Genomic DNA, 24,897 nt, shown 5'->3' with positions numbered 1-24,897 from the left:
GCGTGCCGCGCGTCGACGGGGCGACGACGCCGCCGTCATCGGGCGATCGGCGTGCGGTACTGGCACTCTGGCCCCGGCGGTGGCGCGGCGCCCCGCGGGAGGCGGCCGGTGATGACCGATCCGACGGACGGCCCGGGAGGAGTGCCCGGCCTGTCCGCCGCGACCGCGGAGGGCGGCGGTCTGGCCCTGGAGGCGGTGCCGCACCCGTCGGGGCCGGTGGCGCTGCACGCCGTCGGCGACGTCGACGCCGCGACCGCGCCGTTCCTGGCCGAGCAGGTGGGCGCCTGGTTCTCCGCGGCCCCGCGGATCGTGCTGGACCTGTCCGCGGTCGGCTTCCTCGGCTCGGCCGGGATCGCGGCGCTGCTGGACTGCCACCGCGACGCCGCCGCGGCCGGGGTGGTGCTGGAGCTGTACTGCGGCGCGGCGCGCCAGGTCCGCCGGGTCCTGCAGGTGACCGGGACGTGCGAGCACCTGCGGGTGCTCGACCCGCACCCGCCGCCGGAGGGCCCCGGGGGCCACGCCCCGCTGTTCCCGGTGCCCGACTGACCCCGGCCCTCAGCCGAGCAGCTCCCGGCCGGTCCGGTGCCGGTGCAGCACCTGGACGTCGGTCGTGCCCTCCCGCAGCGACGCCGAGGTGTCGGACATGTGCTCCAGCAGCGTGTCCGCGAAGGCGATGACGGCCGGGGTGGGGGCGATGTCGGACCGCCGCGCCAGCGCCACCGTGCGGTGGATCGCCGGGTTGAGCACCGTGCGCCGCAGCCGCGGCCGCCCGATGAACGTCAGGTCCGGCACCACCGCCACCCCGGTGCCGGCCTCGACCATGCGCAGCACCGCGTCCATCTGACCGCCCTCGACGGCGATCCGCGGCGTGACCCCGGCGACGGCGTAGGCCCGCAGCGTCACCTCCCGCAGGTCGTAGCCCTGGCGCACCATCACCAGATCGTGCCGGGCGAGCTCGGACACCGTCATCGACCCGCGCGGGGTCAGCGGCCTGCGCGCCCGCGGCGAGGCGACCGAGAGCCGTTCGCGCAGCAGGGGAGCGGTGTGCAGGGTCGGGTCCACCCCGTCGGGGGGCACGATCACCAGCGCGACGTCCAGCTCCCCCTGCACCAGCGCCGCCTCCAGCGGCTGCGAGCCGTCCTCGGCGAGCTCGACGGCGATCTCGGGGTGCCGGGCGTGGAAGACCCGCAGCACGTCGGACAGCACGCCGATGCACAGCGACGGCGTCGCCCCGACCCGTACCCGGCCGCTGCGCAGGCCGACCATCTCGGCCACCGTCGTGCGGACCATGTCGGAATCGGCGAGCATCCTGCGTGCCAGTGGCAGCACCGCCTCACCGGCCGGGGTCAGCGTGACGGCCGACCCGCGGTTGATCAGCGGGGAGCCCAGTTCGTCCTCCAGCGCCCGCAGCGCGCGGCTCAGGGTCGGCTGGGCGACCCCCACCTGGTCGGCCGCCCGAGTGAAGCTGCGCACGTTCGCCACGGCGACGAAGTACATGAGCTGCTGAAGTGTCACGTGCATAGCTTACGGCTATGAGCGGAGACCGTTTCATGCATTGGACTGCCTTACCCGTTGGTATGTCCACTGGAGGACGTGGTCACGATGTCCGAGAAGTCCCGGGCCGGCGGCGGAGCCGAGCCCGCCGCACCCCGGCGCCCGCGCACGCCCAGTGCGCTGCTGAAGTTCGTGATGGCGGTGAGCGGCGTCGTGCTGCTCGGCTACGTCACGCTGCACATGATCGGGAACCTGAAGATCTTCTTCGGCCCCGAGGCGATCGATCACTACGCGGCCTGGCTGCGCACCATCCTGGAACCGGCGCTGCCCTACTCGGGCATGCTCTGGATCGTCCGCGTGGTGCTGGTCGTCGCGGTGGTCGCCCACATCTGGTCGGCGACGATGCTCGCCCTGCGCGCGCGCAGGGCCCGCCCGATCAAGTACGCGGGTGGCTCCTACCAGGTCAAGGGCAGCTACGCGGCCCGCACCATGCGCTGGGGTGGCGTGATCATCGCGCTGTTCGTGGTCTACCACCTGCTCGACCTCACCGCGGGCACGCTGAACCCGAACGGCGTGCACCTCGCGGTGGCCGACAACCTCGCGGCCGACTTCACCCTCGCCCGCTGGTACGTCACCCTGTTCTACGTCCTCGCGGTGGTCGCGCTGGGCTTCCACGTCCAGCACGGCATCTTCTCGGGCATCCAGACGCTCGGGTGGTCGTCGAACAGCCGTGAGCGCACCATCAAGGTGGTGTCGACGGTCTTCGCCGCCGTGCTGACCCTCGGCTTCATCTCGGTGCCCCTCGCCGTCACGTTCGGAGTGGTCTGATCCCATGACTGACAGCACTGACGCCTCGTCCCACCACGTGTCCTACGCCGACTACGCGACCGGTGAGCCGGTCGTCGACAAGGCGGTCCCCTCGGGTGCCATCGAGACCCGCTGGGAGCGCCGCCGCTTCGGCGTCAAGCTCGTCAACCCGGCGAACAAGCGCTCCAAGAAGATCATCGTCGTGGGTTCCGGCCTGGCCGGTGGCGCCGCGAGCGCCACGCTCGGCGAGGCCGGCTACCACGTCAAGACGTTCTGCTACCAGGACAGCCCGCGGCGTGCGCACTCGATCGCCGCGCAGGGCGGCATCAACGCGGCGAAGAACTACCGCAACGACGGCGACAGCGTCTACCGGCTGTTCTACGACACCGTGAAGGGCGGCGACTTCCGTGCGCGGGAGTCCAACGTCCACCGGCTCGCCGAGATCTCCCGCCAGATCATCGACCAGTGCGTCGCCCAGGGTGTCCCGTTCGCCCGCGACTACGCCGGTCTGCTCGACAACCGGTCCTTCGGCGGCGTGCAGGTCTCCCGCACCTTCTACGCCCGCGGCCAGACCGGCCAGCAGCTGCTGATCGGCGCCTACCAGGCGCTGGAGCGCCAGGTGAAGGCCGGCACGGTCGAGATGTACGCCCGGCACGAGATGCTCGAGCTGATCGTGGTCGAGGGCCGCGCCCGCGGCATCGTCGCGCGCGACATGGTCTCCGGCGAGATCGAGGTGCACACCGCCGACGCGGTCGTGCTCGCCTCCGGTGGCTACGGCAACGTCTTCTACCTGTCGACGAACGCCAAGGGCAGCAATGTCACCGCCGGCTGGCGGGCGCACCGCAAGGGCGCGCTGTTCGCGAACCCCTGCTTCACCCAGATCCACCCGACCTGCATCCCGGTCTCCGGCGACCACCAGTCGAAGCTGACCCTGATGTCGGAGTCGCTGCGCAACGACGGCCGCGTCTGGGTCCCGAAGAAGCTCGGCGACGACCGCGGGCCGAACGAGATCCCGCACGAGGAGCGTGACTACTTCCTCGAGCGCAAGTACCCGGCGTTCGGCAACCTGGTGCCCCGCGACATCGCGTCCCGGGCCGCCAAGGAGGTCTGCGACGAGAAGCGCGGCGTCGGACCGTCGGGCCTGGGTGTCTACCTGGACTTCGACGACGCGATCCAGCGGCTCGGCCGCAAGGCCGTCGAGAACAAGTACGGCAACCTGTTCGAGATGTACGAGCGGATCACGGGTGAGAACCCGTACGAGGTCCCGATGCGGATCTTCCCCGCCGTGCACTACACGATGGGTGGCCTCTGGGTCGACTACGACCTGCAGTCGACCGTCCCGGGTCTCTACGTGGCGGGCGAGGCCAACTTCTCCGACCACGGCGCGAACCGGCTCGGCGCCTCCGCGCTGATGCAGGGCCTGGCCGACGGCTACTTCGTCCTCCCGGTCACGATCGGCGACTACCTGGCCAAGAACGAACTCGACGCCGTCCCGGACGACGCGCCCGAGGTCGTCGAGGCCGTGCAGTCGGTCACCGACCGGATCGACCAGTTCCTGTCGATCAACGGCACCCGCACGGTGGACTCGTTCCACCGCGAGCTGGGCCAGATCATGTGGGACTACTGCGGGATGGAGCGCACCGAGGAGGGTCTGCGCAAGGCGCTGGACCGCATCCCCGAGCTCCGTCGCGAGTTCTGGAACAACGTCAAGGTGCCGGGTACCGGCGCGGAGCTCAACCAGAGCCTGGAGAAGGCCGGCCGGGTGGCCGACTTCCTCGAGCTCGGCGAGCTCATGTGTCTCGACGCGCTCGTGCGTCGCGAGTCCTGCGGCGGTCACTTCCGCGGGGAGAGCCAGACCGAGGACGGCGAGGCGCAGCGCGACGACGAGAACTTCTCCTTCACCTCGGCCTGGGAGTACACCGGCCGCGGGCAGGCTCCGGTCCTGCACAAGGAGGAGCTCACGTTCGAGTACGTGCACCCGACCCAGCGCAGCTACAAGTAAGGCGAGGACCCCGTGAAGCTCAATCTGAAGGTCTGGCGCCAGCGCGACGCGGTCGACAAGGGTCGCCTGGTGAACTACACCGTCGACGCCGACGAGGACATGTCGTTCCTCGAGATGCTCGACGTGCTCAACGAGAAGCTGATCCTCTCCGGCGACGAGCCGGTCGCGTTCGACCACGACTGCCGCGAGGGCATCTGCGGCTCGTGCAGCATGGTCATCGACGGCCGGCCGCACGGCCCGCAGCGGGCGACCACCACCTGCCAGCTGCACATGCGGCACTACTCCGACGGCGACACCATCGTCATCGAGCCGTTCCGTTCGGGCTCGTTCCCGGTCATCAAGGACCTCGTCGTCGACCGCGCCGCGTTCGACAAGATGATCCAGGCCGGCGGCTACGTCTCGGTGAACACCGGGTCGGCGCCGGAGGCCAACTCCAACGCCGTGCCGAAGGTCGCCGCGGACCGCTCGTTCGCCGCGGCGAACTGCATCGGCTGCGGTGCCTGCGTCGCGGCCTGCCCGAACGGGTCGGCGTCGCTGTTCCTGGGCGCGAAGCTGACCCACCTGGGTGAGCTGCCGCAGGGTCAGCCGGAGCGCTACGAGCGCGTCGTCAGCATGGTGGAGGAGCACGAGGCCGCCGGGTTCGGCGGCTGCACCAACACCGGCGCCTGCGCCACCGCCTGCCCGAAGGAGATCCCGCTCGACGTGATCTCCCAGCTGAACCGCGACTACCTCGCGGCCACGGTGGGCGGCCGGAAGAAGTAGGACACACCGTCGCGACGGCCCGGGCCACCCCCTCCGCGGGGTGCCCGGGCCGTCGTGCGTCGCGGGGGAGGGGTCGTGGACGGACTGTTCGGGCGGGAGCGGCGTGCGCTCGGGCCCGGCGCGGTGCACGTCCCGGACTGGCTCGACCTCCCCGGGCAGCGCAGGCTGGCCGACGCCTGCCGGGCGTGGGTCCGCGACGGTCCCGGCCTGCGCACGGTGACCCTCCCCGGCGGTGGCGTGATGTCGGTCCGCAGCGTCTGCCTGGGGTGGCACTGGCTGCCCTACCGCTACTCGCGCACCCGCGACGACCAGGACGGGGGTCCCGTCCCGCCGGTCCCGTCGTGGCTGGCCGACCTCGGCCGGGCCGCGCTGGCCGCGACCGGCCACCCGGACGCGCAGGCCTACCGGCCGGACGTCGCGGTGATCAACTTCTACGACGGCGACGCCCGCATGGGCCTGCACCAGGACCGCGAGGAACGCTCGCCCGCCCCGGTGGTGTCGCTGTCGGTCGGGCGGGCGTGCCTGTTCCGGCTCGGCTCCGCCGCGCACCGCGGGCGGCCGTGGACCGACGTCGAGCTGTACTCCGGTGACCTCGTCGTGTTCGGCGGGGCGAGCCGGCTGGCGTTCCACGGGGTGCCCCGGCTGCTCGACGACCCCGGACCGCCCGGCACCGGCCTGCGGTCCGGGCGGCTGAACGTCACGCTGCGCGAATCGGGTCTCGACGGCCCGTGACGTGTGAGCCACGTCTCGATGGGATGGCCAATCACGGTCCCGACGTAGATCACATGTGATCTGGGTCGTACTCTCTGGCGACCACCGCACCGTGTGTGCGGCGGGTGTTCACGAGGACACGACGTCGTGTCAGGTCTCTTCGGCGTCGTCGAGACGACAGGAGCTCCCGTACGTGTCATCCACCACTGACGCGTCCACCGGCCGGGCCACCATCGCCGCGCGCACGCTGCGCACGGACCGATGGTGGCTTCCCCCGCTGGCCACCTTCGTGGCGTTCGTCGCCTGGGTCGCCTACGCGACCGTGCGGGCGTTCATGCAGGACTACTACTTCGTCCCCGAGTACGGCTATCTGACGCCGTTCTACTCGCCGTGCGTCTCGACGGGCTGCGTCGAGGAGGCGTCGCACTTCGGCCGGTTCCTGCCCGACGTCTGGTGGCTGCCCTACGCGGCGGTCTCCCTGCCGTTCCTGCTGCTGTTCCGGCTGACCTGCTACTACTACCGCAAGGCCTACTACCGGGCGTTCTGGCTCTCTCCGCCGGCCTGCGCGGTCGCCGAGCCGCACCGCCGCTACACCGGTGAGACGCGCTTCCCGCTGATCCTGCAGAACGCGCACCGCTACTTCTTCTACATCGCCGGGATCATCACGTTGATCAACGCCTACGACGCGGTGCTGGCCTTCGCCAAGCCCGGCGGCGGGTTCGGCCTGGGGCTGGGCAACATCATCCTGGTCGTGAACGTGGTGCTGCTGTTCGGCTACACGCTCTCGTGCCACTCGTGCCGCAGCGCCGTCGGCGGGCGGCTCAACCACTTCTCGAAGCACCCGGTCCGCTACAAGCTCTGGACCCAGGTCTCGAAGCTGAACACGCGGCACAACCAGTTCGCGTGGGCGACGCTGGTGAGCCTCGCCGTCACCGACTTCTACGTCATGGCCGTCTCCGCCGGCTGGATCAGCGACCTGCGGATCGTGGGGTGAGCACCGAGATGGACGAACAGATCGAGCGGCACGACTACGACGTCGTCGTCATCGGGGCCGGCGGTGCCGGTCTGCGGGCGGCGATCGAGGCGCGGCTGCAGGGCAAGCGGACGGCGATCATCTCCAAGTCGCTGTTCGGCAAGGCGCACACCGTGATGGCCGAGGGCGGCTGCGCGGCGTCGATGGGCAACGCCAACCCGAACGACAACTGGCAGGTCCACTACCGCGACACCATGCGCGGCGGAAAGTTCCTCAACAACTGGCGGATGGCCGAGCTGCACGCCAAGGAGGCCCCGGACCGGGTCTGGGAGCTGGAGACCTACGGGGCGCTGTTCGACCGCACGAAGGACGGGAAGATCAGCCAGCGCAACTTCGGCGGGCACACCTACCCGCGGCTGGCGCACGTCGGCGACCGGACCGGCCTGGAGCTGATCCGCACCCTGCAGCAGAAGGTGGTCTCGCTGCAGCAGGAGGACCTGGCCGAGACCGGCGACGCCGAGTCCCGCATCCGGGTCTTCCACGAGTGCACGATCACCGAGCTGTTCACCACCGACGGCGCGATCTCGGGCTGCTTCGGCTACTTCCGCGGCGACGGCCGGTTCGTGCGCTTCGACGCGCCCGCGATCGTGCTCGCCACCGGCGGGGTCGGGAAGAGCTACTCGGTCACGTCGAACTCCTGGGAGTACACCGGCGACGGGCACGCGCTGGCCCTGCGCGCCGGCGCGACGCTGATCAACATGGAGTTCCTGCAGTTCCACCCGACGGGGATGGTGTGGCCGCCCTCGGTGCGGGGCCTGCTGGTGACCGAGTCGGTCCGCGGCGACGGCGGCGTGCTGCGCAACACCGACGGCAAGCGGTTCATGTTCGAGTACGTGCCGGACGTGTTCAAGGAGCAGTACGCCACCTCCGAGGAGGAGGGCGACCGCTGGTACACCGACCCGGACAACAACCGGCGCCCGCCGGAGCTGCTGCCCCGCGACGAGGTGGCCCGGGCGATCAACTCCGAGGTCAAGGCCGGACGCGGGACCGAGCACGGCGGGGTGTTCCTCGACGTCTCCACGCGGCTCAAGCCCGAGGAGATCCTCAAGCGGCTGCCGTCGATGCACCACCAGTTCAAGGAGCTGGCCGACGTCGACATCACCAAGGAGCCGATGGAGGTCGGCCCGACCTGCCACTACGTGATGGGCGGGGTGGAGGTCGAGCCGGACACCGCGATGTCGAAGGTCCCCGGCCTGTTCGCCGCGGGCGAGGTCGCGGGCGGCATGCACGGCTCCAACCGGCTCGGCGGCAACTCGCTGTCGGACCTGCTGGTGTTCGGGCGTCGCGCCGGGCTGCACGCCGCGCAGCACGCCGACACCGGCCGGCCCGCCGTGGCCGACTCCGACGTCGCCGCCGCGCTGGAGCGGGCGATGCTGCCGTTCTCCAGCGCGACCGCGGGCGGGGAGAACCCGTTCGTCGTGCAGCAGGAACTGCAGAAGACGATGCACGAGCTCGTCGGGATCATCCGCAAGGGCGACGAGATGGAGCTCGCGCTGAAGAAGCTCGAGGACATCGCCACCCGCACCCGGACGGTCTCGGTGGAGGGGCACCGCCGGTTCAACCCGGGCTGGCACCTGGCCCTGGACCTGCGCAACATGCTGCTCGTCGCGCTGTGCACCGGGAAGGCGGCACTGGAGCGCCAGGAGTCCCGGGGCGGGCACACCCGCGACGACTTCCCGGTCATGGACTCGGACTGGCGGCACCTGCTGCTGGTGTGCCGGGCGATCGGCGAGGACGACGTCGAGCTGACCCGTCAGGAGCAGCTCCCGATGCGGTCGGACCTGTTCGACCTGTTCGAGTCCGACGAGCTGAAGAAGTACTACACCGGAGACGAGCTGGGCGGTCACCGTGCCGACTCCGCGGAGGGGAACCAGTGAGCAGTCACCTGCACCACTTCCGCGTCTGGCGCGGCGACGACACCAAGGGCGAGCTGGTCGACTACCCGGTGGAGGTGAACGAGGGCGAGGTCGTCCTCGACGTCATCCACCGGCTGCAGGCCACCGAGGCCGGCGACCTGGCCGTGCGCTGGAACTGCAAGGCGGGCAAGTGCGGCTCGTGCTCGGCGGAGATCAACGGCCGGCCGCGGCTGATGTGCATGACGCGGATGAACACCTTCGACGACGAGGAGATCGTCACCGTCACGCCGCTGCGCAGCTTCCCGGTGATCCGGGACCTCGTGACCGACGTGTCGTTCAACTACACCAAGGCCCGCGAGATCCCCAGCTTCACCCCGCCCGAGGGTGTGGCTCCGGGCGAGTACCGGATGGCGCAGGTCGACGTCGAGCGGAGCCAGGAGTTCCGCAAGTGCATCGAGTGCTACCTGTGCCAGAACACCTGCCACGTGGTCCGCGACCACGAGGAGAACAAGGAGGCGTTCGCCGGGCCGCGCTACCTGATGCGGATGGCGGAGCTGGACATGCACCCGCTCGACGCGCACGGCAACCGCGCCGTCGAGGCCCAGGAGGAGCACGGGCTGGGGTTCTGCAACATCACCAAGTGCTGCACCGAGGTGTGCCCCGAGCACATCAAGATCACCGACAACGCGCTCATCCCGCTCAAGGAGCGCGCGGTGGACCGCAAGTACGACCCGCTGGTGTGGCTGGGGGACAAGATCTTCCGGCGCTCCGGGAGCTGAGCGTGCCGTCGCACCCCGGCGGCGGGCGGCGCACCCGCCGCACGGGGTGCGGGGACCGCGCCGGGGGTGCGACGGGTCGCTCAGCGCTCCACCGACCGGCGGATCTCGGCGAGCCGGTCGGCGGCCTTGCGCTCGCGCTCGGCGAACGCGTCCTCCGCCTCCGCGGCGCGCGCGTCGCCGCCCGCGAGCTCCTCGGCGGCCGCCGCGGTGGCGGCGCGGCCCTCGATGCGGTCGCGCACGTAGGAGAACGTGGGGACGCCGTCGTCGGTGTAGTCGGTGACGGGCTCGACCGGGTCGGGGACGGCAGGGTCGGGCAGGGCCGGTTCCGGGTCGGGGACGGCGGGCAGGTGGGTCGGGTCGGTCATCGGGCCTCCTCGGTTCCGCCCTCGACGGTAGGCGATGAGAACGCCCCCGGTGGGCGGTCCTCACCGGTATGACGACCTTCGCGCTCGTCCCCGGGGCGGGGACCGACACCTGGTACTGGGGTCCGCTGGAACGGGAGCTGACCCGGCGCGGCCACCGCGCGGTGCCGGTCGAGCTGCCCTGCGACGACGACACCGCCGGGCTGGAGACCTACGCCGACGCCGTCGTGGCCGCGGTCGGCGGTGCCGACGACCTCGTGGTCGTCGCGCACTCCTTCGGCGGGTTCAGCGCACCGCTGGTGTGCGACCGGATCGCGGTGCGTGGGCTCGTCCTGGTGACGGCGATGGTGCCGCTGCCGGGCGAGTCCGCGGCGCAGTGGGGCGACGCGACCGGCGCCGGGGCGGCGCTCGCGGAGCAGGACGCCCGCGACGGGCGCGACCCCGACGACGTCGTCGGGCTCTTCTACCACGACGTCGACGAGTCGGTGGCGAACGAGGCACTGCGTCACGAGCGCGACCAGTCCGCGACGACGTGGACCCAGCCGTGGCCGCGTGCGGCCTGGCCGGACGTGCCGACCCGGTATCTGCTGTGCCGCGAGGACAAGCTGTTCCCGGCCGCGTTCGTCCGGACGATGCTCGCCCGGCGGCTGCGCGGCGTCGTGCCCGAGATGGTCCCCGGCGGGCACCACCCGATGCTGTCGCACCCCGGCGCGCTGGCCGCGGCGGTGCTCGGTCGCTGACGGCAGGCGATGATGGCGCTGTGGCGCGCACGCGGATCCGGGAGCTGGTGGTGGTGCACGACGCGGCCTGCGCGCCGTGCTCGCGGATCGCACGGGAGCTGCCGGGCTGCGTGACCGTCCGGGTCCGTGCGCGGTCCTGCCACGAGCCGCGGCTGGCAGAGATCTACCCGAACCTGCCGGCCGCCGTCGCCGGGTGCCGGGCGCCGGCGGTCGGTGTGCTCCGCACCGACGGGCAGGTTCGCTGGTGGACCGGGATGCGCGGGATCGTCGGGCTGGCGCCGGTCCTGCGGCCCGGGGCGCTGCCGGTCGCGGTCCGGCTGCTGCGGGAGGCGGCCGCGGCGCGGCGCTGAGGGCCGGCCCCGGTGAGCCGGTCACGGCCGCACCGGAGATCCTGGTCGGGCCAGACGCGCCGACCGACCGGAGGGCCCACCCGTGGACACCGCCGCCAGCCCGCTCGACCACGGGCCCGCCCTGCTGTTCTGCCCCGGCAACCGGCCGGATCGGTTCGCCAAGGCGCTCGCCGCCGCCGACGCCGTCATCCTCGACCTGGAGGACGCCGTCGGCCCGGACGACAAGGACGGCGCCCGGGACTCCGTCGTCGCCGCGCTGGCGGAGCTGGACCGCACCCGGGTGGTCGTGCGGGTCAACGCGCCCGGCGCCCCCGCCCACGACGGCGACGTCGCCGCGCTGGCCGCCTACCCCGACCTCACGCTGATGATGCCGATGGCGACGAGCGCCGCCGCGGTGGAGGCGCTGGCCCCGCACCCGGTGATCGCGCTGTGCGAGACCGCGCACGGAGTGCTGGAGGCGCCGTCGATCGCCCGGGCGTCGAACTGCGTGGGCCTGATGTGGGGCAGCGAGGACCTGCTCGCCGACCTGGGCGGGCGCACCGGGCGCGCGGCCGGCGGCGGTTACGGCCCGGCCCTCACCGAGGCCCGCACCCGGATCCTCTACGCCGCCCGCGCCGCGGGCCCGGCCCCGGTCGACACCGTGCTCACCGACATCGCCGACACCGACACCCTGCTCGCCGACACCGTCGACGCGGCGAATGCGGGGTTCGCGGCGAAGGTGTGCATCCACCCGTCGCAGGTGGACGTCGTGCGCCGCGGGTTCCGGCCCGGCGAGGCCGAGACCGAGCACGCCCGCGCCCTGCTCGCCGAGGCGGAGCGGCACCCCGGGGTGTTCCGGTTCGGCGGGGAGATGATCGACGCACCGGTGCTCGCCCGGGCCCGGGCGACGCTGCGGCTGGCCGAGGCATAGACGAGGTCTATCGCGGTGCCCGGAAGCATCGATCGCCCGCGGGACCGCGCGACGGCCCGGCGGCGCTGTACCGGGCATGGACATCACCACACTGGCCGGTCAGGACCTGCTGATCGTCCGGATCGACCTGACCGACGAGGGGAGCATCGGCGGGGGTGCCGATCTCGCGTTCGAGCCGGCCCAGCTGGTGGGACAATGCGGGCTGGGACAGGTGCAGGGCCTCGGCCGCCCCGGTCACCGACCCGTGGTCGAGGACGGCCACCAGGCGTTCCAGCGCACGCAGTGTCGGCACGGCGACAACCTACGGGCACGGTGGCCCGGCGATGACTAGCGTGGGCGCCGTGACGATCTCCGGGTACGGGTCGTGGCCGACACCGGTCACGTCCGAAGTGGTGGTGACGGCCGCGGTGCGGCTCGGGGAGGTCCGCCCCGACGGTGCGCCCGGCACCGAGGACACCGGGGTGGTCTGGGCCGAGGGCCGCGCCGCGGAGGGCGGCCGGACCCAGCTGGTGCGCCGTACCGGCGGCGACGCCGCGGGCTCGCGCACCGATCTGCTGCCCGAGGGCGCGAACGCCCGCTCGGCGGTCCACGAGTACGGCGGCGGCGCGTGGTGGCTGCACGCCGGCAGCCCCGGCGTCGTCTGGTACGTCGAGTGGGCCGACCAGCGCCTGTACCGGCTCGACCGCGGCGCCGCCCCGGTCGCGCTCACCCCGGAGCCCGCGGTGCCCCGCGGCGACCGCCACGCCGACGGCGACGTCGCCCCCGACGGCACCTGGATGGTCGTGGTCCGCGAGCGCCACCACGCCGCGCACACCCCGGCCGCCGAGGTCGTCAACGAGATCGTGCGGCTCGACGCCCGCGCCCCGTCGGAGCCGGAGGTGCTGGTCGGCGGCCCGGACTTCGTCGCCGCGCCGCGGATCTCCCCGGACGGCGGCACGCTGGCCTTTCTGTCCTGGAACCACCCGTCGATGCCGTGGGACGACGTCGAGCTCACCGTCCGCGACCTGGCGTCCGGGGTGGACACCGTCGTCGCGGGCGGGCCGGGGGAGTCGGTCACCGAGCCGCAGTGGCAGTCCGACGGCTCGCTGACGTTCATCAGCGACCGGACCGGCTGGTGGAACCTCTACCGCTGGCTGCCCGGCCACGACATCGAGACCCTGGTGCGGATCGACGCCGAGATCGGTGTCCCCGGCTGGTCGCTCGGCGGCTCGCGCTACGCCGTCCTCGACGACGGCCGCGTCGTGTTCGCCCGCTCCTCGCGCGGCTTCGACGCGCTGGTCGTGCGTGAGCTCGACGGCCGGATCATCGAGCTGGACACCCCGTTCACCGCGATCGGCTCGGTGCGCGCCGACGGACCCTACGCCGTGGTCTGCGTCGCCGGGTCGCCCACCGCCGAGCCGGGCGTGCACCGCGTCGTGCCCGCCCCGGACGGCGCGGGGGAGCCCGGCGCGGCCGGGGTGCAGACCCTGCGCGCCCCGCGCGACCTCGGCCTGCACCCGGAGACCGTGTCGGTTCCCGAGCCGATCACGTTCCTGTCCTCGGACGCCGCGGGCAGCCCGCGCACCGGCTACGCGCTGTTCTACCCGCCGCCGGCCGGTCACGACGCCCCCGAGGGCGAGCCGCCGCCGCTGCTCGTCGTCATCCACGGCGGGCCGACCGGCTCCGCGACCCCGGTCCTCTCGGTCGCCGTGCAGTACTGGACCAGCCGCGGGTTCGGCGTCGTCGACGTCGACTACGGCGGCTCCACCGGCTACGGCCGCGCCTACCGCGAGCAGTTGAAGGGCGCCTGGGGGGTCGTCGACGTCGCCGACTGTCTCGCCGCGGCCCGCACACTCGCCGACACCGGCCGCGTCGACCCGGCCCGGATGGCGATCCGCGGCGGCTCGGCGGGCGGGTTCACCACCCTGGCCGCCCTCGCCCGTGACGACACCCCGTTCTCCGCCGGGGCCGACCACTTCGGCGTCGCCGACCTGGCCGCGCTCGCCCGCGACACCCACAAGTTCGAGTCCCGCTACCTCGACGGCCTGGTCGGGCCGTGGCCCGCGGCGGAGGCGGTGTACACCGAGCGCTCGCCGCTCACCCACGTGGAGCGCTTCCGCACCCCGCTGATCGTGCTCCAGGGCGACGAGGACGCGATCGTCCCGCCCAACCAGTCGGAGATGATCGTCGACGCGCTGCGCGGGCGCGGGGTGCCGGTCGCCTACCTGCTGTTCGCCGGGGAGCAGCACGGCTTCCGACAGGCCGCGAACATCCGCCGGGCCCTCGACGCCGAGCTCGCGTTCTACTCCCGGGTGTTCGGGTTCGCGCTGCCCCCGGAGGAGGGCATCGAGCCGGTGGACATCGAGAACCTGTGAGCGCCGGGCACTTCGTCGCCCGTGTGACCCTCGACCCCGACGCGCCCGCCGACGGCTACCCGTTCGACCTCGGCGTCGTGCGGTGGCTGCGCGCGCACGGCGGCCTCGCGCTCTACCCGGGCGTCACGTTCCTGGTCGGGGAGAACGGGTCCGGCAAGTCCACCCTGCTGGAGGCGCTCGCCGTCGCGCTCGGGCTCAACGCGGAGGGCGGCTCGGCGTCGTTCCGGTTCGCGACCCGGGCCAGCGAGTCCGACCTCGGGACGCACCTGCGGACGGTGCGCCGGCCGGGGCGGGAACGGACCAGCTTCTTCCTACGCGCGGAGTCCTACTACAACGTGGCGACCGAGGTCGAACGCCTCGACCGGGAGGGCGGCGGCCCGCCGCTGTCGCCGGCGTTCGGGGGCTCGCCGCACGAGCGCAGCCACGGCGAGTCCTTCGTCGCGCTGCTGAGGCACCGGTTCTCCCCGCGCGGGCTGTACCTGCTCGACGAGCCGGAGGCCGCCCTGTCGGTCACCGGGGCCCTGGCCGTGCTCGCCCGGATGACCGACCTGACCGCGCGGGGCAGCCAGTTCGTCGTCGCCACCCACTCGCCGGTGCTGCTCGCGCTGCCCGGGGCGACGATCCTGGAGATCGGCGACGACGGCGCGGTCCGCCGCGTCGGGTACGACGAGGCGCTCCCGGTCGTGCTGACCCGGGGGTTCCTCGCCGACCCGGACGCATTCCTGCGGCACCTGTAGACGACGTCGGGCCCGGGAGGACCGGACGTCCTCCCGGGCCCGTGTCCACGTACGTCAGGCCGCGCCGCCGCCGTACCCGACGCCGGACGGCATCTGCGGCGCGGTCAGCTCCGGGTCGGCGGGCTTCGCCCCGCCGCTGCGCGGCCCCTGCGACAGCCGCCGCTCCACCAGCCGCGAGATCCCGGTCAGGATCAGGCACAGCCCGATGTAGATCACCGCGATGACCAGCGCGACCGGCAGGATCGGCGAGCCCAGCTGGTTCTGGCTGCCCAGGAAACGCGCCTGGTAGAGCAGCTCGGGGTAGAGGATGATGAAACCGAGCGCGGTGTCCTTCAGGACCACGACGAGCTGCGACAGGATCGTCGGCAGCATCGAGCGCAGCGCCTGCGGGAGCAGCACGTTCGTCATCACCGGGGTCTTGCGCATCCCGAGCGCGTAGGCGGCCTCGCGCTGACCGCGGGGCACCGCGTTGACGCCGGCGCGGAACACCTCGGCGAGCACCGAGCCGTTGTAGAGCATCAGGCCGAGCACGACCGCCCAGAAGGCGTCGATCTCGATGCCGAGCCCGCGGGAGAGGCCGAAGTACAGGATGAAGATCAGCACCAGCAGCGGGACGGCGCGGAAGAACTCGACGACCGTCGTCGCCGGGACGCTGACCCAGCGGTGGTCCGAGAGCCGTCCCGCGGCGAAGAACGCGCCGAAGGCCAGCGACAGCACCGCGGCCACCGCGAAGGCGCTGATCGTCGCCCAGAGCGCCCCGAGCAGCAGGTACTGGATGCGGACGTAGGTGATCCACTCCCACAGCCGCGGGGAGAACTGGCCGGCTTCGTAGAACCGCCAGACCACGAACCCGACCAGTGCCAGGACGATCAGCGTGCCGACCACGCCGAAGGTCCGGTTGCGCCGGATCGCGGCCGGTCCGGGCACGTCGTAGAGGACCGAGCTCATCGGGCGACACCCCACTTCGCGTCGAGCCGCCGCTGCAGCAGCGTCAACGGGACCACCAGGACCACGAAGATCGCCGCGATCCAGAGCAGGCCGATCATGACGTTGTAGCCGCGCTCGGAGAGCACGCTGTAGACGCTGCCCAGCTGGAACACCGCGAACCCGGAGGCGATCGTGGTGTTCTTCAGCAGCGCGATCTGGATGTTCGTCATCGGCGGGACGACGGCCCGCACAGCCTGCGGGAGCACGATCTGGCCCAGCGTCTGGGTGAAGGTGAAGCCGAGAGCCCGGGCCGCCTCGGCCTGGCCGACCGGCACGGTGTTGATGCCCGACCGGACGATCTCGCAGACGAACGCCGCGGTGTAGAGGGTCAGGCCGATGCAGGCCAGGGTGAAGAACGAGAACTCCACCAGCTCCAGGCGCGGGTAGGCGAAGGCGAAGAAGAACAGCACCAGGGTGAGCGGCGTGTTCCGCAGCAGCGTCACGTAGAGGCTGCCGAAGGTGCGCAGCACCGGCACCGGGCTGACCCGCAGACCGGCGATCAGGGTGCCGAGGATCAGCGAGCCGATGGCCGAGACGACGAACAGCCCGACGGTGCCGAGGATCGCGCGCCAGTACACGTCGGCGTTGTCCAGCAGGACGTTCACCGCGGTGCCCTCCTTCCGTACTCGTGGACGCGGCCGGCCCCCGGGACACCGGGGACCGGCCGCGCCGGGGGGTCAGTAGCGGTCGATCGTGGGCGGCTCGGCCTGGGTGCCGGACTTGCCCAGGGTGCCGTCGTAGATCGTCTTCCAGGTGCCGTCGTCGATCGCGGCCTGCAGCAGGTCGTTGACCTTGGTGCGCAGCGCGGTGTCGTTCTTCGGCAGGCCGATGCCGTAGGGCTCGGAGGAGAACTTCTCCCCGACGACCTTCAGCTGCTCCGGGTTCTGCGAGGCGTAGCCGAGCAGGATCGCGTCATCCGTGGTGACGGCGTCGACCTGGTTGTTGATCAGCTGGTCGACGCACTGGGTGTAGGTCTGGAACTCGACGATGTTCGCCGCCTCGGTGAGGTTCTGGTCCCGGACCCGCTGGATCGGGGTCGAGCCGGTGACCGAGCAGACCTTCTTGCCCTGCAGCGTCTGCGGGCCGGTGATCGCGTTGTCGTCGGCGCGCACGAGCAGGCCCTGGCCCGCGGTGTAGTACGGCCCGGCGAATCCGACGCGCTGCTTGCGCTTGTCGTTGATCGTGTAGGTGCCGACGTAGTAGTCGACCTCGCCGCGCTCGATGACGTCCTCACGTGCCGCGGACGGGACGACCTTGTAGTCGATCTGGTCCGGGGAGAAGCCGAGACCGCCGGCGACCATCCTGGCGATGTCGATGTCGAAGCCGGTGAACTGGCCCGTGGTGGCGTCGCGGAAACCGAGGCCCGGCTGGTCGTCCTTGACGCCGACGATCACGCGGCCGCGCTGCTTCATCGCCGCGAACGTCGGCGAACCGGCGACCTCGACGTTCTGTGCGACGGTGGGCTCGTAGCCCGAGCCCTCGGCGCCCGGTGCGCCCTCCTGGCCGCAGCCGGCCAGGGCCAGGGTGGCGGCCAGGGCGGCCGCCACCAGGATGCGGGTTCTCTTCACGTTCGCTCCGCTCGTCGGGGTGGGGTGGGTCAGTGGGAGAGGATCTTGCCGAGGAAGTCCTTGGCGCGGTCGCTGCGCGGCGCGGTGAAGAAGTCGTCGGGCGTGGAGTCCTCGACGATCTCGCCGTCGCTCATGAACACGACGCGGTGCGCGGCCCGGCGGGCGAAGCCCATCTCGTGGGTCACGACGACCATCGTCATGCCCTCCTTGGCCAGTGAGGTCATGGTGTCGAGCACCTCGTTGACCATCTCCGGGTCCAGCGCCGAGGTCGGCTCGTCGAAGAGCATCACCTTCGGCTTCATCGCCAGCGCGCGGGCGATCGCCGCACGCTGCTGCTGGCCGCCGGACAGCTGCGCCGGGTACTTGTCGCGCTGGTTCGCGATGCCGACGCGCTCCAGCAGCGCCAGCCCGGTCTTCTCGGCCTCGGCCTTGGAGGCGCCGCGGACCTTGAGCGGGGCCAGCGTGACGTTCTCCAGGATCGTCTTGTGCGCGAACAGGTTGAACGACTGGAAGACCATGCCGACGTCGGCGCGCAGGGCGGCCAGCGCCTTGCCCTCCGCGGCCAGCGCGGTGCCGTCGATCTCGATCGTTCCGGTGTCGATCGGCTCGAGCCGGTTGATCGTGCGGCAGAGTGTGGACTTGCCGGAACCGGAGGGGCCGAGGACGACGACGACCTCACCACGGGCGACGTCGAGGTCGATGTCACGCAGCACGTGGAGGTCGCCGAAGTGCTTCTGCACCCCGGCCATCCGCACCATGGGAGTGCTGGACGCGGGCGGGCTGGTCATGCTGCCTCCGGACATGGCGAGAGCCTGGACGGAACGGACATGCGAGTCCACCACCTTGAGAAAGCTTTAGGGTCTCGGCCACGTAACGGAAAGGGCGGACGCGGGTGCACATCCTGCTGATCGAGGACGACGACAGGGTCGCCGCCGCGCTGCGCCCGGCGCTGCACCGGCACGGGATGACCACGACCCGCCTCGACCACGGCCGCGGCGCCGTCGACCACCTCGACGGCGTCGACGTCGTGCTGCTCGACCTGGGCCTCCCCGACGCCGACGGGCTCGACGTCTGCCGTGCGATCCGCGCCGTCTCCGAGGTCCCGGTGCTGATGGTGACCGCCCGCGGCGAGGTCACCGACCGCATCGCCGGGCTGCACACCGGCGCCGACGACTACCTGGTCAAGCCCTACGACATCGGCGAGCTCGTGGCCCGGGTGCACGCGGTGCAGCGCCGCCGCAAGGTCGGCGACGACGGCACGGTCGCCCCGGCCGGGTCGGCCCCGGTGACCGTCGGCGACGTCCGCGTCGACCCCGAACGGCACGAGGTCACCGTCGCCGGGGAGCAGGTGGTGCTCACCCGCAAGGAGTTCCAGGTGCTGTCGCTGCTCGCGCGGGCCGACGGGGCCGTGTGCACCCGCGCCCAGATCGTCGCCGAGGTGTGGGGGCGCGGCTGGGCGGGCGCGAACCGGACCCTCGACGTGCACGTGGCGACGCTGCGGACCAAGCTCGGCCGCCCCGAGCTGGTGCGCACCGTGCGCGGCGTCGGGTACCGCTTCGCCGCCACCGAGGACTGACCCGTGCGCAGCCGGCTGCTGCTGGTCGTGCTGGTGCTCGTCGGCCTGCTCGCCGCCGGGCTGGGCGTCCCGCTGGCCTGGACCGCCGCCCAGCGCGCCCAGGAGGAGGTCTTCACCGACCGGCTCACCGACACGATCTCCTTCGCCTCCACCGCGCAGCGCCCGCTCATCGAGGCCCCCGCGGGCAGCTCCGCGCTCACCACCTTCACCGACGAGATCACCCGCTACGACGACGTCTACGGGGTCGCGGTGCTCGTGCTCGACCGGACCGGCCGGACACTGACCGCGTCCCGCCCGGCCGACCGGCTGCCCGAGCTGGGGGACTACGCCACCGAGCGGACCGCGGTCGCGCTGGCCGGGCGCCGCTCGTCGACCTACCCGCTGCTGATGCCGTGGGACGCCCGGCCGCTGGTGCTGGCCGAGCCGGTGCTCGTCGACGGCGAGGTCGTCGGTGCGGTGGCGACGGTGTCACCGACCGACGCACTGCGGGCCGAGGCGGTGCGCACCTGGTCGCTGATCGCCGGGGCCGCGGTGTTCGCGCTGCTCGCCGGCACCCTGGTCGCGCTGCCGCTGACCGCCTGGGTGCTGCGCCCGGTCCGCCGGCTCGACGAGGCGATGGGCCGGGTCGGAACGGCCGTCGTCGCCGGGGGGCCGCCCGGTCCGCCGTCGCGGCGCAGCGGCCCGCCGGAGCTGCGCTCGCTGGCCGGGTCGTTCGACCGGATGACCGAGACGGTGCGCGAGGCGCTGGCCGCGCAGCGCGCGTTCGTCGCGGACGCCTCCCACCAGCTGCGGAACCCGCTCACGGCGCTGCGCCTGCGGCTGTCCAACCTCGACGGGCACGTCGACCCGGCCGCCGCCGACGACCACCTCGCGGCGATGGAGGAGGCCGAGCGGCTGTCCCGGGTGCTCGACGGGCTGCTCGCGCTGGCCCGCGCCGAGCGCGCGGTGGAGGACCCGGGTGACGCCGAGGACACCGACCTCGACGTCGTCATCGCCGAGCGGGTGGACAACTGGCGGCCGCTGGCCGAGCACTCCGGGATCGAGCTGCGCCGCAGCGGCCCGCACGGCCTGCACGCCCTGATCGGCGAGCCCGCGCTGGAGTCGGTGCTCGACGCGCTGCTCGACAACGCGCTCAAGTACACCCCGGCCGGTCGCCGGGTGCGGGTCGCGACGCTGCGCACCGCGGACCGGATCGGGGTCAGCGTCGTCGACGGCGGGCCCGGCCTCGCGCCGGAGGACCGGGCGCGGGCCACCGACCGGTTCTGGCGGGCGCCCGGTCAGACCAACGTCGAGGGCAGCGGGCTGGGTCTGGCCATCGCCGTGCGGGCCGCCGCCGCGGCCGGCGGGAGCCTGCAGCTGGGCGCCGCCCCGGGCGGCGGGCTGCGGGTCACGCTGTGGCTGCGCCCGGGTGCGGCTCAGTAACCCTTGGTGGCCCGGTAGAACGCGACGGCGCCGTCGTGCAGCGGGATCGGCTGGGTGCCGATCGCCGAGCGGGAGTCGATGGTCACCGCGGCCGGGCTCGCCTGGGCCAGTCGCGGCTGCTCGTCGAAGGCGGCGCGGATGAGTGCGCCGGCCAGGTCGGCGCCCATGCCCACGGTGACCAGCAGTGCGTTGCGCACCGACAGGCACGACACCGGGCCGGGCAGGCCGTAGGTGTTCGCGGGGACCGTGGCCACCGAGTAGACGGGGTACCGGTCGCGCATCCGGTCGAGCACGTCGCCGAGCTCCAGCAGCCGGATCGGGACCTGCGCGGCCAGCTCCCGCACGCCGTCGGTGGGGACCCCGCCGGACCAGAAGAACGCGTCGAGAGCGCCCTCCCGCAACGCCGCCGTCGCGTCCGTGAGGCCCAGCTCCGCGCGGGTGCCCAGGCCTGCGACACCGATCCCGGCGACGTCGAGCAGCCGGATCGCGATCGGCTGGTAGCCGCTGCCGCCCGGGCCGATCGACACCCGTCGTCCGCGCAGGTCGGCGATGCTGCGCAGGCCGGAGTCGGCGCGCACGACGATGTGGGTGACGTCGTCGTAGAGCCGGGCCAGTGCGCGTGGCTCGGCCGGGCCGGTGGTGCGGGCGGCGACGTCGGCGGCCACGTCGACCTGGCTGATCGTGACCGCGGCCGCGCCGGTGGTCAGGAGCTCCATGTTCTGCGCGCTGCCCGCGGTTCCCAGTACCTGCGGGGCCGCGGCGAGCCCGAGCCGTTCCCGCCAGATCTCCGACAGCGTGCGCGCGAGGTTGATGTACACCCCCGGCTGCACCCCGCCGGCGATCACCAGCGGGGCGGCGGGCCGGGGCCCGGTACAGGCGGCCAGCCCCGCCCCCAGACCGAACGCCGCCCCCGCGCGCAGCACGGTGCGCCTCGTCAGCGGGGGCCCGGGCCGGTGCACCCGCCCATCATCCCCGACGGCCCCGTCCGGGCGTGTTCGCACCGGGCGCCTACCCTCGGGTGTGTGAGCCGCAGCTACACCGTGCGCACCTACGGGTGCCAGATGAACGTGCACGACTCGGAGCGGATGGCCGGTCTGCTGGAGGACGCCGGGTACGCCCGGGCCGAGGACCCCGACACCGCCGACGTCGTCGTGTTCAACACCTGCGCGGTGCGGGAGAACGCGGACAACAAGCTCTACGGCAACCTCGGGCACCTGCGCCCCCGCAAGGTCGCGAACCCGGACATGCAGATCGCCGTGGGCGGCTGCCTGGCCCAGAAGGACCGCGACACGATCACGCGGCGGGCCCCGTGGGTCGACGTCGTGTTCGGCACGCACAACGTGCACGCCCTGCCGACGCTGCTGGAGCGGGCCCGGCACAACGAACAGGCCCAGGTCGAGATCGCCGAGGCGCTCGAGGTGTTCCCCTCGACGCTGCCCGCGCGCCGCGACTCCGCCTACGCCGGCTGGGTGTCGATCTCGGTGGGCTGCAACAACACCTGCACGTTCTGCATCGTGCCGTCGCTGCGCGGCAAGGAGCGCGACCGGCGCCCCGGCGACGTGCTCGCCGAGGTGCAGACCCTCGCCGCGGACGGCGTGCTCGAGGTGACCCTGTTGGGCCAGAACGTGAACGCCTACGGCTCGGACATGGGTGACAAGCAGGCGTTCTCCAAGCTCCTGCGGGCCTGCGGCGAGGTCGAGGGGCTGGAGCGGGTGCGGTTCACCAGCCCGCACCCGCGCGACTTCACCTCCGACGTGATCGCCGCGATGGCGCAGACCCCGAACGTCTGCCCGCAGCTGCACATGCCGCTGCAGTCCGGCTCCGACGACGTCCTGCGCCGGATGCGCCGCAGCTACCGCTCGGAGCGGTTCCTGTCGATCCTGGCCGAGGTCCGGGAGTCGATCCCGCACGCGGCGATCACCACCGACATCATCGTCGGTTTCCCCGGCGAGACCGAGCAGGACTTCCAGGACACCCTCGACGTCGTCGAGCGGGCCCGGTTCGCCGCGGCGTTCACCTTCCAGTACTCGAAGCGCCCCGGTACGCCCGCCGCGGACCTGCCCGACCAGCTGCCCAAGGCCGTCGTGCAGGAGCGCTACGAGCGCCTCGTCGCGCTGCAGGAGCGGATCTCCTGGGAGGAGAACCGCAGGCAGGAGGGCACCGAGGTCGAGCTGCTGGTGTCCACCGGCGAGGGCCGCAAGGACGCGGCGACCGCCCGGCTCACCGGCCGCGCCCGCGACGGGCGGCTCGTGCACTTCGCGCCCGGGGACGCGACCGGCATCCGGCCGGGCGACATCGTCACCGTCCGGATCGACCGCGGTGCCCCGCACCACCTCGTCGCCGACGGCGGCGTGCTCACCCACCGCCGCACCCGCGCCGGCGACGCCGCCGAGGCCGGCGAGCGCCCGTCCGGGGCACCGACCACCCTGGGTCTGCCCGCGTTCGGGGCCCCGGCGCCCGAGCCGGCACCCGCCACGCCGTCCTGCGGCGTCCCCGCCACCACCGGAGGTGCCCGATGAGCGACGTGTCCCCGGAGACCCGCGCCGAGATCGACCGGGCCGGGCGCGGTGTCGCCCGCCGGATCGACCCGGGCACGCGCGCCATGCTGATCGCGGTGGCGATCGTCGCCGCCGTCGCCGCGCTGCTGCTGCCGTGGGTGGCGGGCACCCCGGGCTGGCAGGTGCTGGCCTCGGGCACCTCCGGGCCGCTGCCGACGCTGTTCTCGTTCACGATGACCGGGTTCGCCGTCGTGGTGTCCGCGGCCGCGCTGCTGACCCGGCTGTGGGCGCTCGCCTGGCTCGCGGCCTTCGGCTGCGGGATCTCCTCGGTGAACGGGCTGTGGGCGATCTGGTCGCAGCAGACCGGCGCCGAGGCCGGCCCCGGGTTCGGGATGGTCCTCGGCGTGATCGCGGTCGTGCTGCTGACCTTCGTGTGGGCGGGCGCCGCGCTGCAGCGCGACTGACCCCCTACCGCTCGTCGACCGCCTGTTCGGCGGCGGTCAGCCACTCCCGCCACTGCGCCGCCTGCGCACGGGCCTGCTCGGCGCGCCTGCCGTCACCGGCCGCCTCGGCCTTCTCCGCCTGCGCCTCGAACTGCTCGACCCGCACCCGGAACTGCTCCACGCGGGCCTGGGCCTCGGGGTCGGTGCGGCGCCACTGCGCGTCCGCGGCGGCGGCGACCTTGTCCTCGATCCCGCGCAGCCGCCCCTCCAGGGTGCGGATCTCCTCGCGCGGGACCTTGCCGATGGCCTCCCAGCGCTCCTGGACCTCGCGCAGCCGGGCCCGTGCGCCGTCCGGGTCGGACAGGTCGATCGTCTCGGCCTCGGCGAGCAAGGCCCGCTTCGCCTCGGCGTTCTCGGCGAACTCGGTGTCGCGGGCGGAGAAGTACTCCCCGCGGCGGGCGAAGAAGCGGTCCTGCGCGCCGCGGAAGCGGGCCCACAGCGCGTCGTCGGCCTCGCGGTGGGCGCGGCCCGCGGCCTTCCACTCGGTCATCAGGTCGCGATAGGCGGCCGCGGTCGCGTTCCACTCGTCGGAGTCGGCCAGGGCCTCGGCCCGGTCGACGAGCTCCTCCTTGCGGGCCTTCGCGGTGACCCGCTGGCGGTCGAGGTCGGCGAAGTGCGAGCCGCGCCGCCGGTTGAACGCCTCCCGGGCCTTCGAGAAGCGCTTCCACAGCTGCTCGTCGGTCTTCTTGTCGACGCCGCGGACGCTGCGCCACTCGTCGAGGATCGCCTTGAACCGGTCCCCGGCCTGCTTCCACTGGGTGGAGTCCGCGGCCATCTTCTCGGCCTCGACGGCGAGCGCCTCCTTGCGGGCGACGGCGTCGTGCCGGGCGCGCTCGCGCTCCTCCTTCGCCGCGCTGACGCCCTGCTCGGCCCGGCCGACCAGCTCGTCGAGCCGTTCGCGCAGGGCGGGCACGTCCCCGACCACGTGCGCCTCGCCGAGGCCCTCGCGCAGCGCGGTGAGCGCGGTCAGCGACGCCTTCGCGTCCCCGCCGCCGGCGATCCGCGCGGCGAGCACCTCGGTCTCGGTGACCAGCGCGTCGAACCGCTTCGCGTAGTGCTCCAGGCCCTCCGCGGGCGGTCCGGCCTGGTAGGAGCCGACGACCCGCTCGCCGTCGGCGGTGACCAGGGTGATGGTCCCGTCGTCGTCGGCGCGGCCCCAGCGGCCCGGGTCACCGGCCGCCGAGGGCACCGGCGACGGCAGCGCGGCGGGCGGCGCGGGCGGTGCGACCGCGGCCGGGGTGGGCGCGGGGCGCGCGGCGGGCGGCGGTCCGGGCCGCGGGCCGGGCCGGGGCGGCCCCGGCTTCGGCGGGGTGGGCCGGGTGGGCTCGGCACCCTGTCCTGCAGCGTCGGTCGCGTGGGTCTCGGACACCGGTAGGTCCTCCTCGTTCGGCCCGCCGCGGGGGCGGGCGCCCCGGTGCGGATGTCCGTCCGGGGCCGTGCGCGCAC

The 24,897-nt window shown here is 73.1% G+C and carries 26 protein-coding genes; 17 read left to right on the top strand and 9 right to left on the bottom strand.

The features are described from left to right. Positions 1 to 111 precede the first annotated feature (111 nt). Positions 112 to 546: an STAS domain-containing protein gene (locus tag ATL51_RS09525; RefSeq protein WP_157818294.1), complete on the top strand. Its 435-nt coding sequence runs from the start codon at positions 112 to 114 to the stop codon at positions 544 to 546. Positions 547 to 555: 9 nt separating this feature from the next. On the opposite strand, the gene ATL51_RS09520 is transcribed toward ATL51_RS09525, so the two are convergent. Then, positions 556 to 1,515 (bottom strand): LysR family transcriptional regulator, encoded by a 960-nt coding sequence (locus tag ATL51_RS09520; protein ID WP_073577478.1) that lies wholly within the window; start codon positions 1,513 to 1,515, stop codon positions 556 to 558. Positions 1,516 to 1,602: 87 nt separating this feature from the next. On the opposite strand from ATL51_RS09520, the gene ATL51_RS09515 reads away from it, so the two are divergent. The 7 genes from ATL51_RS09515 to ATL51_RS09485 all read left to right on the top strand — a co-directional run bounded on the left by ATL51_RS09515 (position 1,603) and on the right by ATL51_RS09485 (position 9,444). Beyond that, positions 1,603 to 2,322: a succinate dehydrogenase cytochrome b subunit gene (locus ATL51_RS09515; RefSeq protein ID WP_083658973.1), complete on the top strand. Its 720-nt coding sequence runs from the start codon at positions 1,603 to 1,605 to the stop codon at positions 2,320 to 2,322. A 4-nt stretch (positions 2,323 to 2,326) separates the two neighbouring features. After that, positions 2,327 to 4,303 (top strand): fumarate reductase/succinate dehydrogenase flavoprotein subunit, encoded by a 1,977-nt coding sequence (locus tag ATL51_RS09510; RefSeq protein ID WP_100878381.1) that lies wholly within the window; start codon positions 2,327 to 2,329, stop codon positions 4,301 to 4,303. Between the two features lie 12 nt (positions 4,304 to 4,315). Further along, entirely contained in the window at positions 4,316 to 5,065 is a 750-nt protein-coding gene (locus ATL51_RS09505; protein ID WP_062396708.1) for a succinate dehydrogenase/fumarate reductase iron-sulfur subunit, read from the top strand. A gap of 75 nt (positions 5,066 to 5,140) precedes the next feature. Beyond that, on the top strand, positions 5,141 to 5,797 hold the full coding sequence (locus ATL51_RS09500) for an alpha-ketoglutarate-dependent dioxygenase AlkB family protein (protein WP_100878380.1): 657 nt from the start codon (positions 5,141 to 5,143) through the stop codon (positions 5,795 to 5,797). Positions 5,798 to 5,969: 172 nt separating this feature from the next. After that, entirely contained in the window at positions 5,970 to 6,770 is an 801-nt protein-coding gene (locus tag ATL51_RS09495) for a hypothetical protein (protein WP_073577414.1), read from the top strand. Positions 6,771 to 6,778: 8 nt separating this feature from the next. Next, a complete protein-coding gene (locus ATL51_RS09490) occupies positions 6,779 to 8,686 on the top strand; it encodes a fumarate reductase/succinate dehydrogenase flavoprotein subunit (protein ID WP_100880600.1) in 1,908 nt (635 codons plus the stop codon). After that, positions 8,683 to 9,444 (top strand): succinate dehydrogenase/fumarate reductase iron-sulfur subunit, encoded by a 762-nt coding sequence (locus ATL51_RS09485; RefSeq protein ID WP_073577415.1) that lies wholly within the window; start codon positions 8,683 to 8,685, stop codon positions 9,442 to 9,444. Before ATL51_RS09490 ends, ATL51_RS09485 begins: the two co-directional genes overlap by 4 nt. 80 nt (positions 9,445 to 9,524) lie before the next feature. On the opposite strand, the gene ATL51_RS09480 is transcribed toward ATL51_RS09485, so the two are convergent. Then, positions 9,525 to 9,809: a hypothetical protein gene (locus ATL51_RS09480; protein ID WP_301548966.1), complete on the bottom strand. Its 285-nt coding sequence runs from the start codon at positions 9,807 to 9,809 to the stop codon at positions 9,525 to 9,527. A 68-nt stretch (positions 9,810 to 9,877) separates the two neighbouring features. Between ATL51_RS09480 and ATL51_RS09475 the strand changes: the two genes are divergently transcribed. From ATL51_RS09475 to ATL51_RS09465, 3 genes are all read left to right on the top strand, one after another. Next, positions 9,878 to 10,546, top strand: a complete 669-nt coding sequence (locus ATL51_RS09475) for an alpha/beta fold hydrolase (protein WP_100878379.1) — start codon at positions 9,878 to 9,880, stop codon at positions 10,544 to 10,546. 20 nt (positions 10,547 to 10,566) lie between these two features. Further along, positions 10,567 to 10,896: a hypothetical protein gene (locus ATL51_RS09470; RefSeq protein ID WP_100878378.1), complete on the top strand. Its 330-nt coding sequence runs from the start codon at positions 10,567 to 10,569 to the stop codon at positions 10,894 to 10,896. 82 nt (positions 10,897 to 10,978) lie between these two features. Continuing rightward, the gene (locus tag ATL51_RS09465) at positions 10,979 to 11,806 is read left to right on the top strand and encodes an HpcH/HpaI aldolase/citrate lyase family protein (RefSeq protein WP_100878377.1); all 828 of its coding nucleotides are present in this window, start codon (positions 10,979 to 10,981) and stop codon (positions 11,804 to 11,806) included. Positions 11,807 to 11,813: 7 nt separating this feature from the next. Here ATL51_RS09465 and ATL51_RS29865 read toward each other — a convergent pair whose 3' ends face one another. Further along, positions 11,814 to 12,044: a helix-turn-helix domain-containing protein gene (locus ATL51_RS29865; protein ID WP_392567396.1), complete on the bottom strand. Its 231-nt coding sequence runs from the start codon at positions 12,042 to 12,044 to the stop codon at positions 11,814 to 11,816. Between the two features lie 103 nt (positions 12,045 to 12,147). Here ATL51_RS29865 and ATL51_RS09455 point away from each other — a divergent pair, with 103 nt between their 5' ends. Beyond that, positions 12,148 to 14,160, top strand: coding sequence for a S9 family peptidase (locus tag ATL51_RS09455; RefSeq protein WP_301548965.1), 2,013 nt, complete (start codon positions 12,148 to 12,150; stop codon positions 14,158 to 14,160). Next, positions 14,157 to 14,897 carry an AAA family ATPase gene (locus ATL51_RS09450; protein ID WP_208622959.1) on the top strand — a complete coding sequence of 247 codons (741 nt, stop codon included), beginning with the start codon at positions 14,157 to 14,159 and terminating at the stop codon, positions 14,895 to 14,897. The genes ATL51_RS09455 and ATL51_RS09450 overlap by 4 nt, the downstream gene beginning before the upstream one ends. Before the next feature lie 54 nt (positions 14,898 to 14,951). Here ATL51_RS09450 and ATL51_RS09445 read toward each other — a convergent pair whose 3' ends face one another. The 4 genes from ATL51_RS09445 to ATL51_RS09430 all read right to left on the bottom strand — a co-directional run bounded on the left by ATL51_RS09445 (position 14,952) and on the right by ATL51_RS09430 (position 18,210). Beyond that, positions 14,952 to 15,845 carry an amino acid ABC transporter permease gene (locus ATL51_RS09445; protein WP_100878374.1) on the bottom strand — a complete coding sequence of 298 codons (894 nt, stop codon included), beginning with the start codon at positions 15,843 to 15,845 and terminating at the stop codon, positions 14,952 to 14,954. Next, entirely contained in the window at positions 15,842 to 16,489 is a 648-nt protein-coding gene (locus tag ATL51_RS09440) for an amino acid ABC transporter permease (RefSeq protein ID WP_073577423.1), read from the bottom strand. The genes ATL51_RS09445 and ATL51_RS09440 overlap by 4 nt, the downstream gene beginning before the upstream one ends. Positions 16,490 to 16,561: 72 nt before the next feature. Further along, on the bottom strand, positions 16,562 to 17,452 hold the full coding sequence (locus tag ATL51_RS09435) for a glutamate ABC transporter substrate-binding protein (RefSeq protein WP_073577424.1): 891 nt from the start codon (positions 17,450 to 17,452) through the stop codon (positions 16,562 to 16,564). A 29-nt stretch (positions 17,453 to 17,481) separates the two neighbouring features. Next, positions 17,482 to 18,210: an amino acid ABC transporter ATP-binding protein gene (locus tag ATL51_RS09430; protein ID WP_062396680.1), complete on the bottom strand. Its 729-nt coding sequence runs from the start codon at positions 18,208 to 18,210 to the stop codon at positions 17,482 to 17,484. 134 nt (positions 18,211 to 18,344) lie between these two features. On the opposite strand from ATL51_RS09430, the gene ATL51_RS09425 reads away from it, so the two are divergent. Beyond that, positions 18,345 to 19,028 (top strand): response regulator transcription factor, encoded by a 684-nt coding sequence (locus ATL51_RS09425; protein ID WP_062396678.1) that lies wholly within the window; start codon positions 18,345 to 18,347, stop codon positions 19,026 to 19,028. Between the two features lie 3 nt (positions 19,029 to 19,031). Next, positions 19,032 to 20,450, top strand: coding sequence for a sensor histidine kinase (locus ATL51_RS09420; protein ID WP_100878373.1), 1,419 nt, complete (start codon positions 19,032 to 19,034; stop codon positions 20,448 to 20,450). Here ATL51_RS09420 and ATL51_RS09415 read toward each other — a convergent pair. Next, complete coding sequence (locus ATL51_RS09415; RefSeq protein WP_100878372.1) at positions 20,444 to 21,409, bottom strand: TAXI family TRAP transporter solute-binding subunit; 966 nt, start codon at positions 21,407 to 21,409, stop codon at positions 20,444 to 20,446. The two genes, ATL51_RS09420 and ATL51_RS09415, sit on opposite strands and share 7 nt — an antisense overlap. 63 nt (positions 21,410 to 21,472) lie before the next feature. Here ATL51_RS09415 and miaB point away from each other — a divergent pair, with 63 nt between their 5' ends. After that, the gene (gene miaB, locus ATL51_RS09410; RefSeq protein WP_100878371.1) at positions 21,473 to 22,969 is read left to right on the top strand and encodes a tRNA (N6-isopentenyl adenosine(37)-C2)-methylthiotransferase MiaB; all 1,497 of its coding nucleotides are present in this window, start codon (positions 21,473 to 21,475) and stop codon (positions 22,967 to 22,969) included. After that, positions 22,966 to 23,412, top strand: a complete 447-nt coding sequence (locus ATL51_RS09405) for an Rv2732c family membrane protein (RefSeq protein ID WP_073577428.1) — start codon at positions 22,966 to 22,968, stop codon at positions 23,410 to 23,412. Before miaB ends, ATL51_RS09405 begins: the two co-directional genes overlap by 4 nt. Before the next feature lie 4 nt (positions 23,413 to 23,416). On the opposite strand, the gene ATL51_RS09400 is transcribed toward ATL51_RS09405, so the two are convergent. Further along, positions 23,417 to 24,652, bottom strand: coding sequence for a DUF349 domain-containing protein (locus ATL51_RS09400; RefSeq protein ID WP_217266932.1), 1,236 nt, complete (start codon positions 24,650 to 24,652; stop codon positions 23,417 to 23,419). Positions 24,653 to 24,897 lie beyond the last annotated feature (245 nt).

This window comes from Pseudonocardia alni (assembly GCF_002813375.1).
Classification (GTDB): Bacteria; Actinomycetota; Actinomycetes; order Mycobacteriales; family Pseudonocardiaceae; genus Pseudonocardia; species Pseudonocardia alni.
Note: the sequence above shows the minus strand (reverse complement) of the source record. Positions and strands in the feature narration are given on the sequence as shown.

Coding starts and splice junctions, on each gene's coding strand:
- ATL51_RS09525 (WP_157818294.1), top strand. CDS start 112: ATGACCGATCCGACGGACGGCCCGGGAGGAGTGCCCGGCCTGTCCGCC.
- ATL51_RS09515 (WP_083658973.1), top strand. CDS start 1,603: ATGTCCGAGAAGTCCCGGGCCGGCGGCGGAGCCGAGCCCGCCGCACCC.
- ATL51_RS09510 (WP_100878381.1), top strand. CDS start 2,327: ATGACTGACAGCACTGACGCCTCGTCCCACCACGTGTCCTACGCCGAC.
- ATL51_RS09490 (WP_100880600.1), top strand. CDS start 6,779: ATGGACGAACAGATCGAGCGGCACGACTACGACGTCGTCGTCATCGGG.
- ATL51_RS09480 (WP_301548966.1), bottom strand. CDS start 9,809: ATGACCGACCCGACCCACCTGCCCGCCGTCCCCGACCCGGAACCGGCC.
- ATL51_RS09475 (WP_100878379.1), top strand. CDS start 9,878: ATGACGACCTTCGCGCTCGTCCCCGGGGCGGGGACCGACACCTGGTAC.
- ATL51_RS09445 (WP_100878374.1), bottom strand. CDS start 15,845: ATGAGCTCGGTCCTCTACGACGTGCCCGGACCGGCCGCGATCCGGCGC.
- ATL51_RS09430 (WP_062396680.1), bottom strand. CDS start 18,210: ATGGTGCGGATGGCCGGGGTGCAGAAGCACTTCGGCGACCTCCACGTG.
- ATL51_RS09405 (WP_073577428.1), top strand. CDS start 22,966: ATGAGCGACGTGTCCCCGGAGACCCGCGCCGAGATCGACCGGGCCGGG.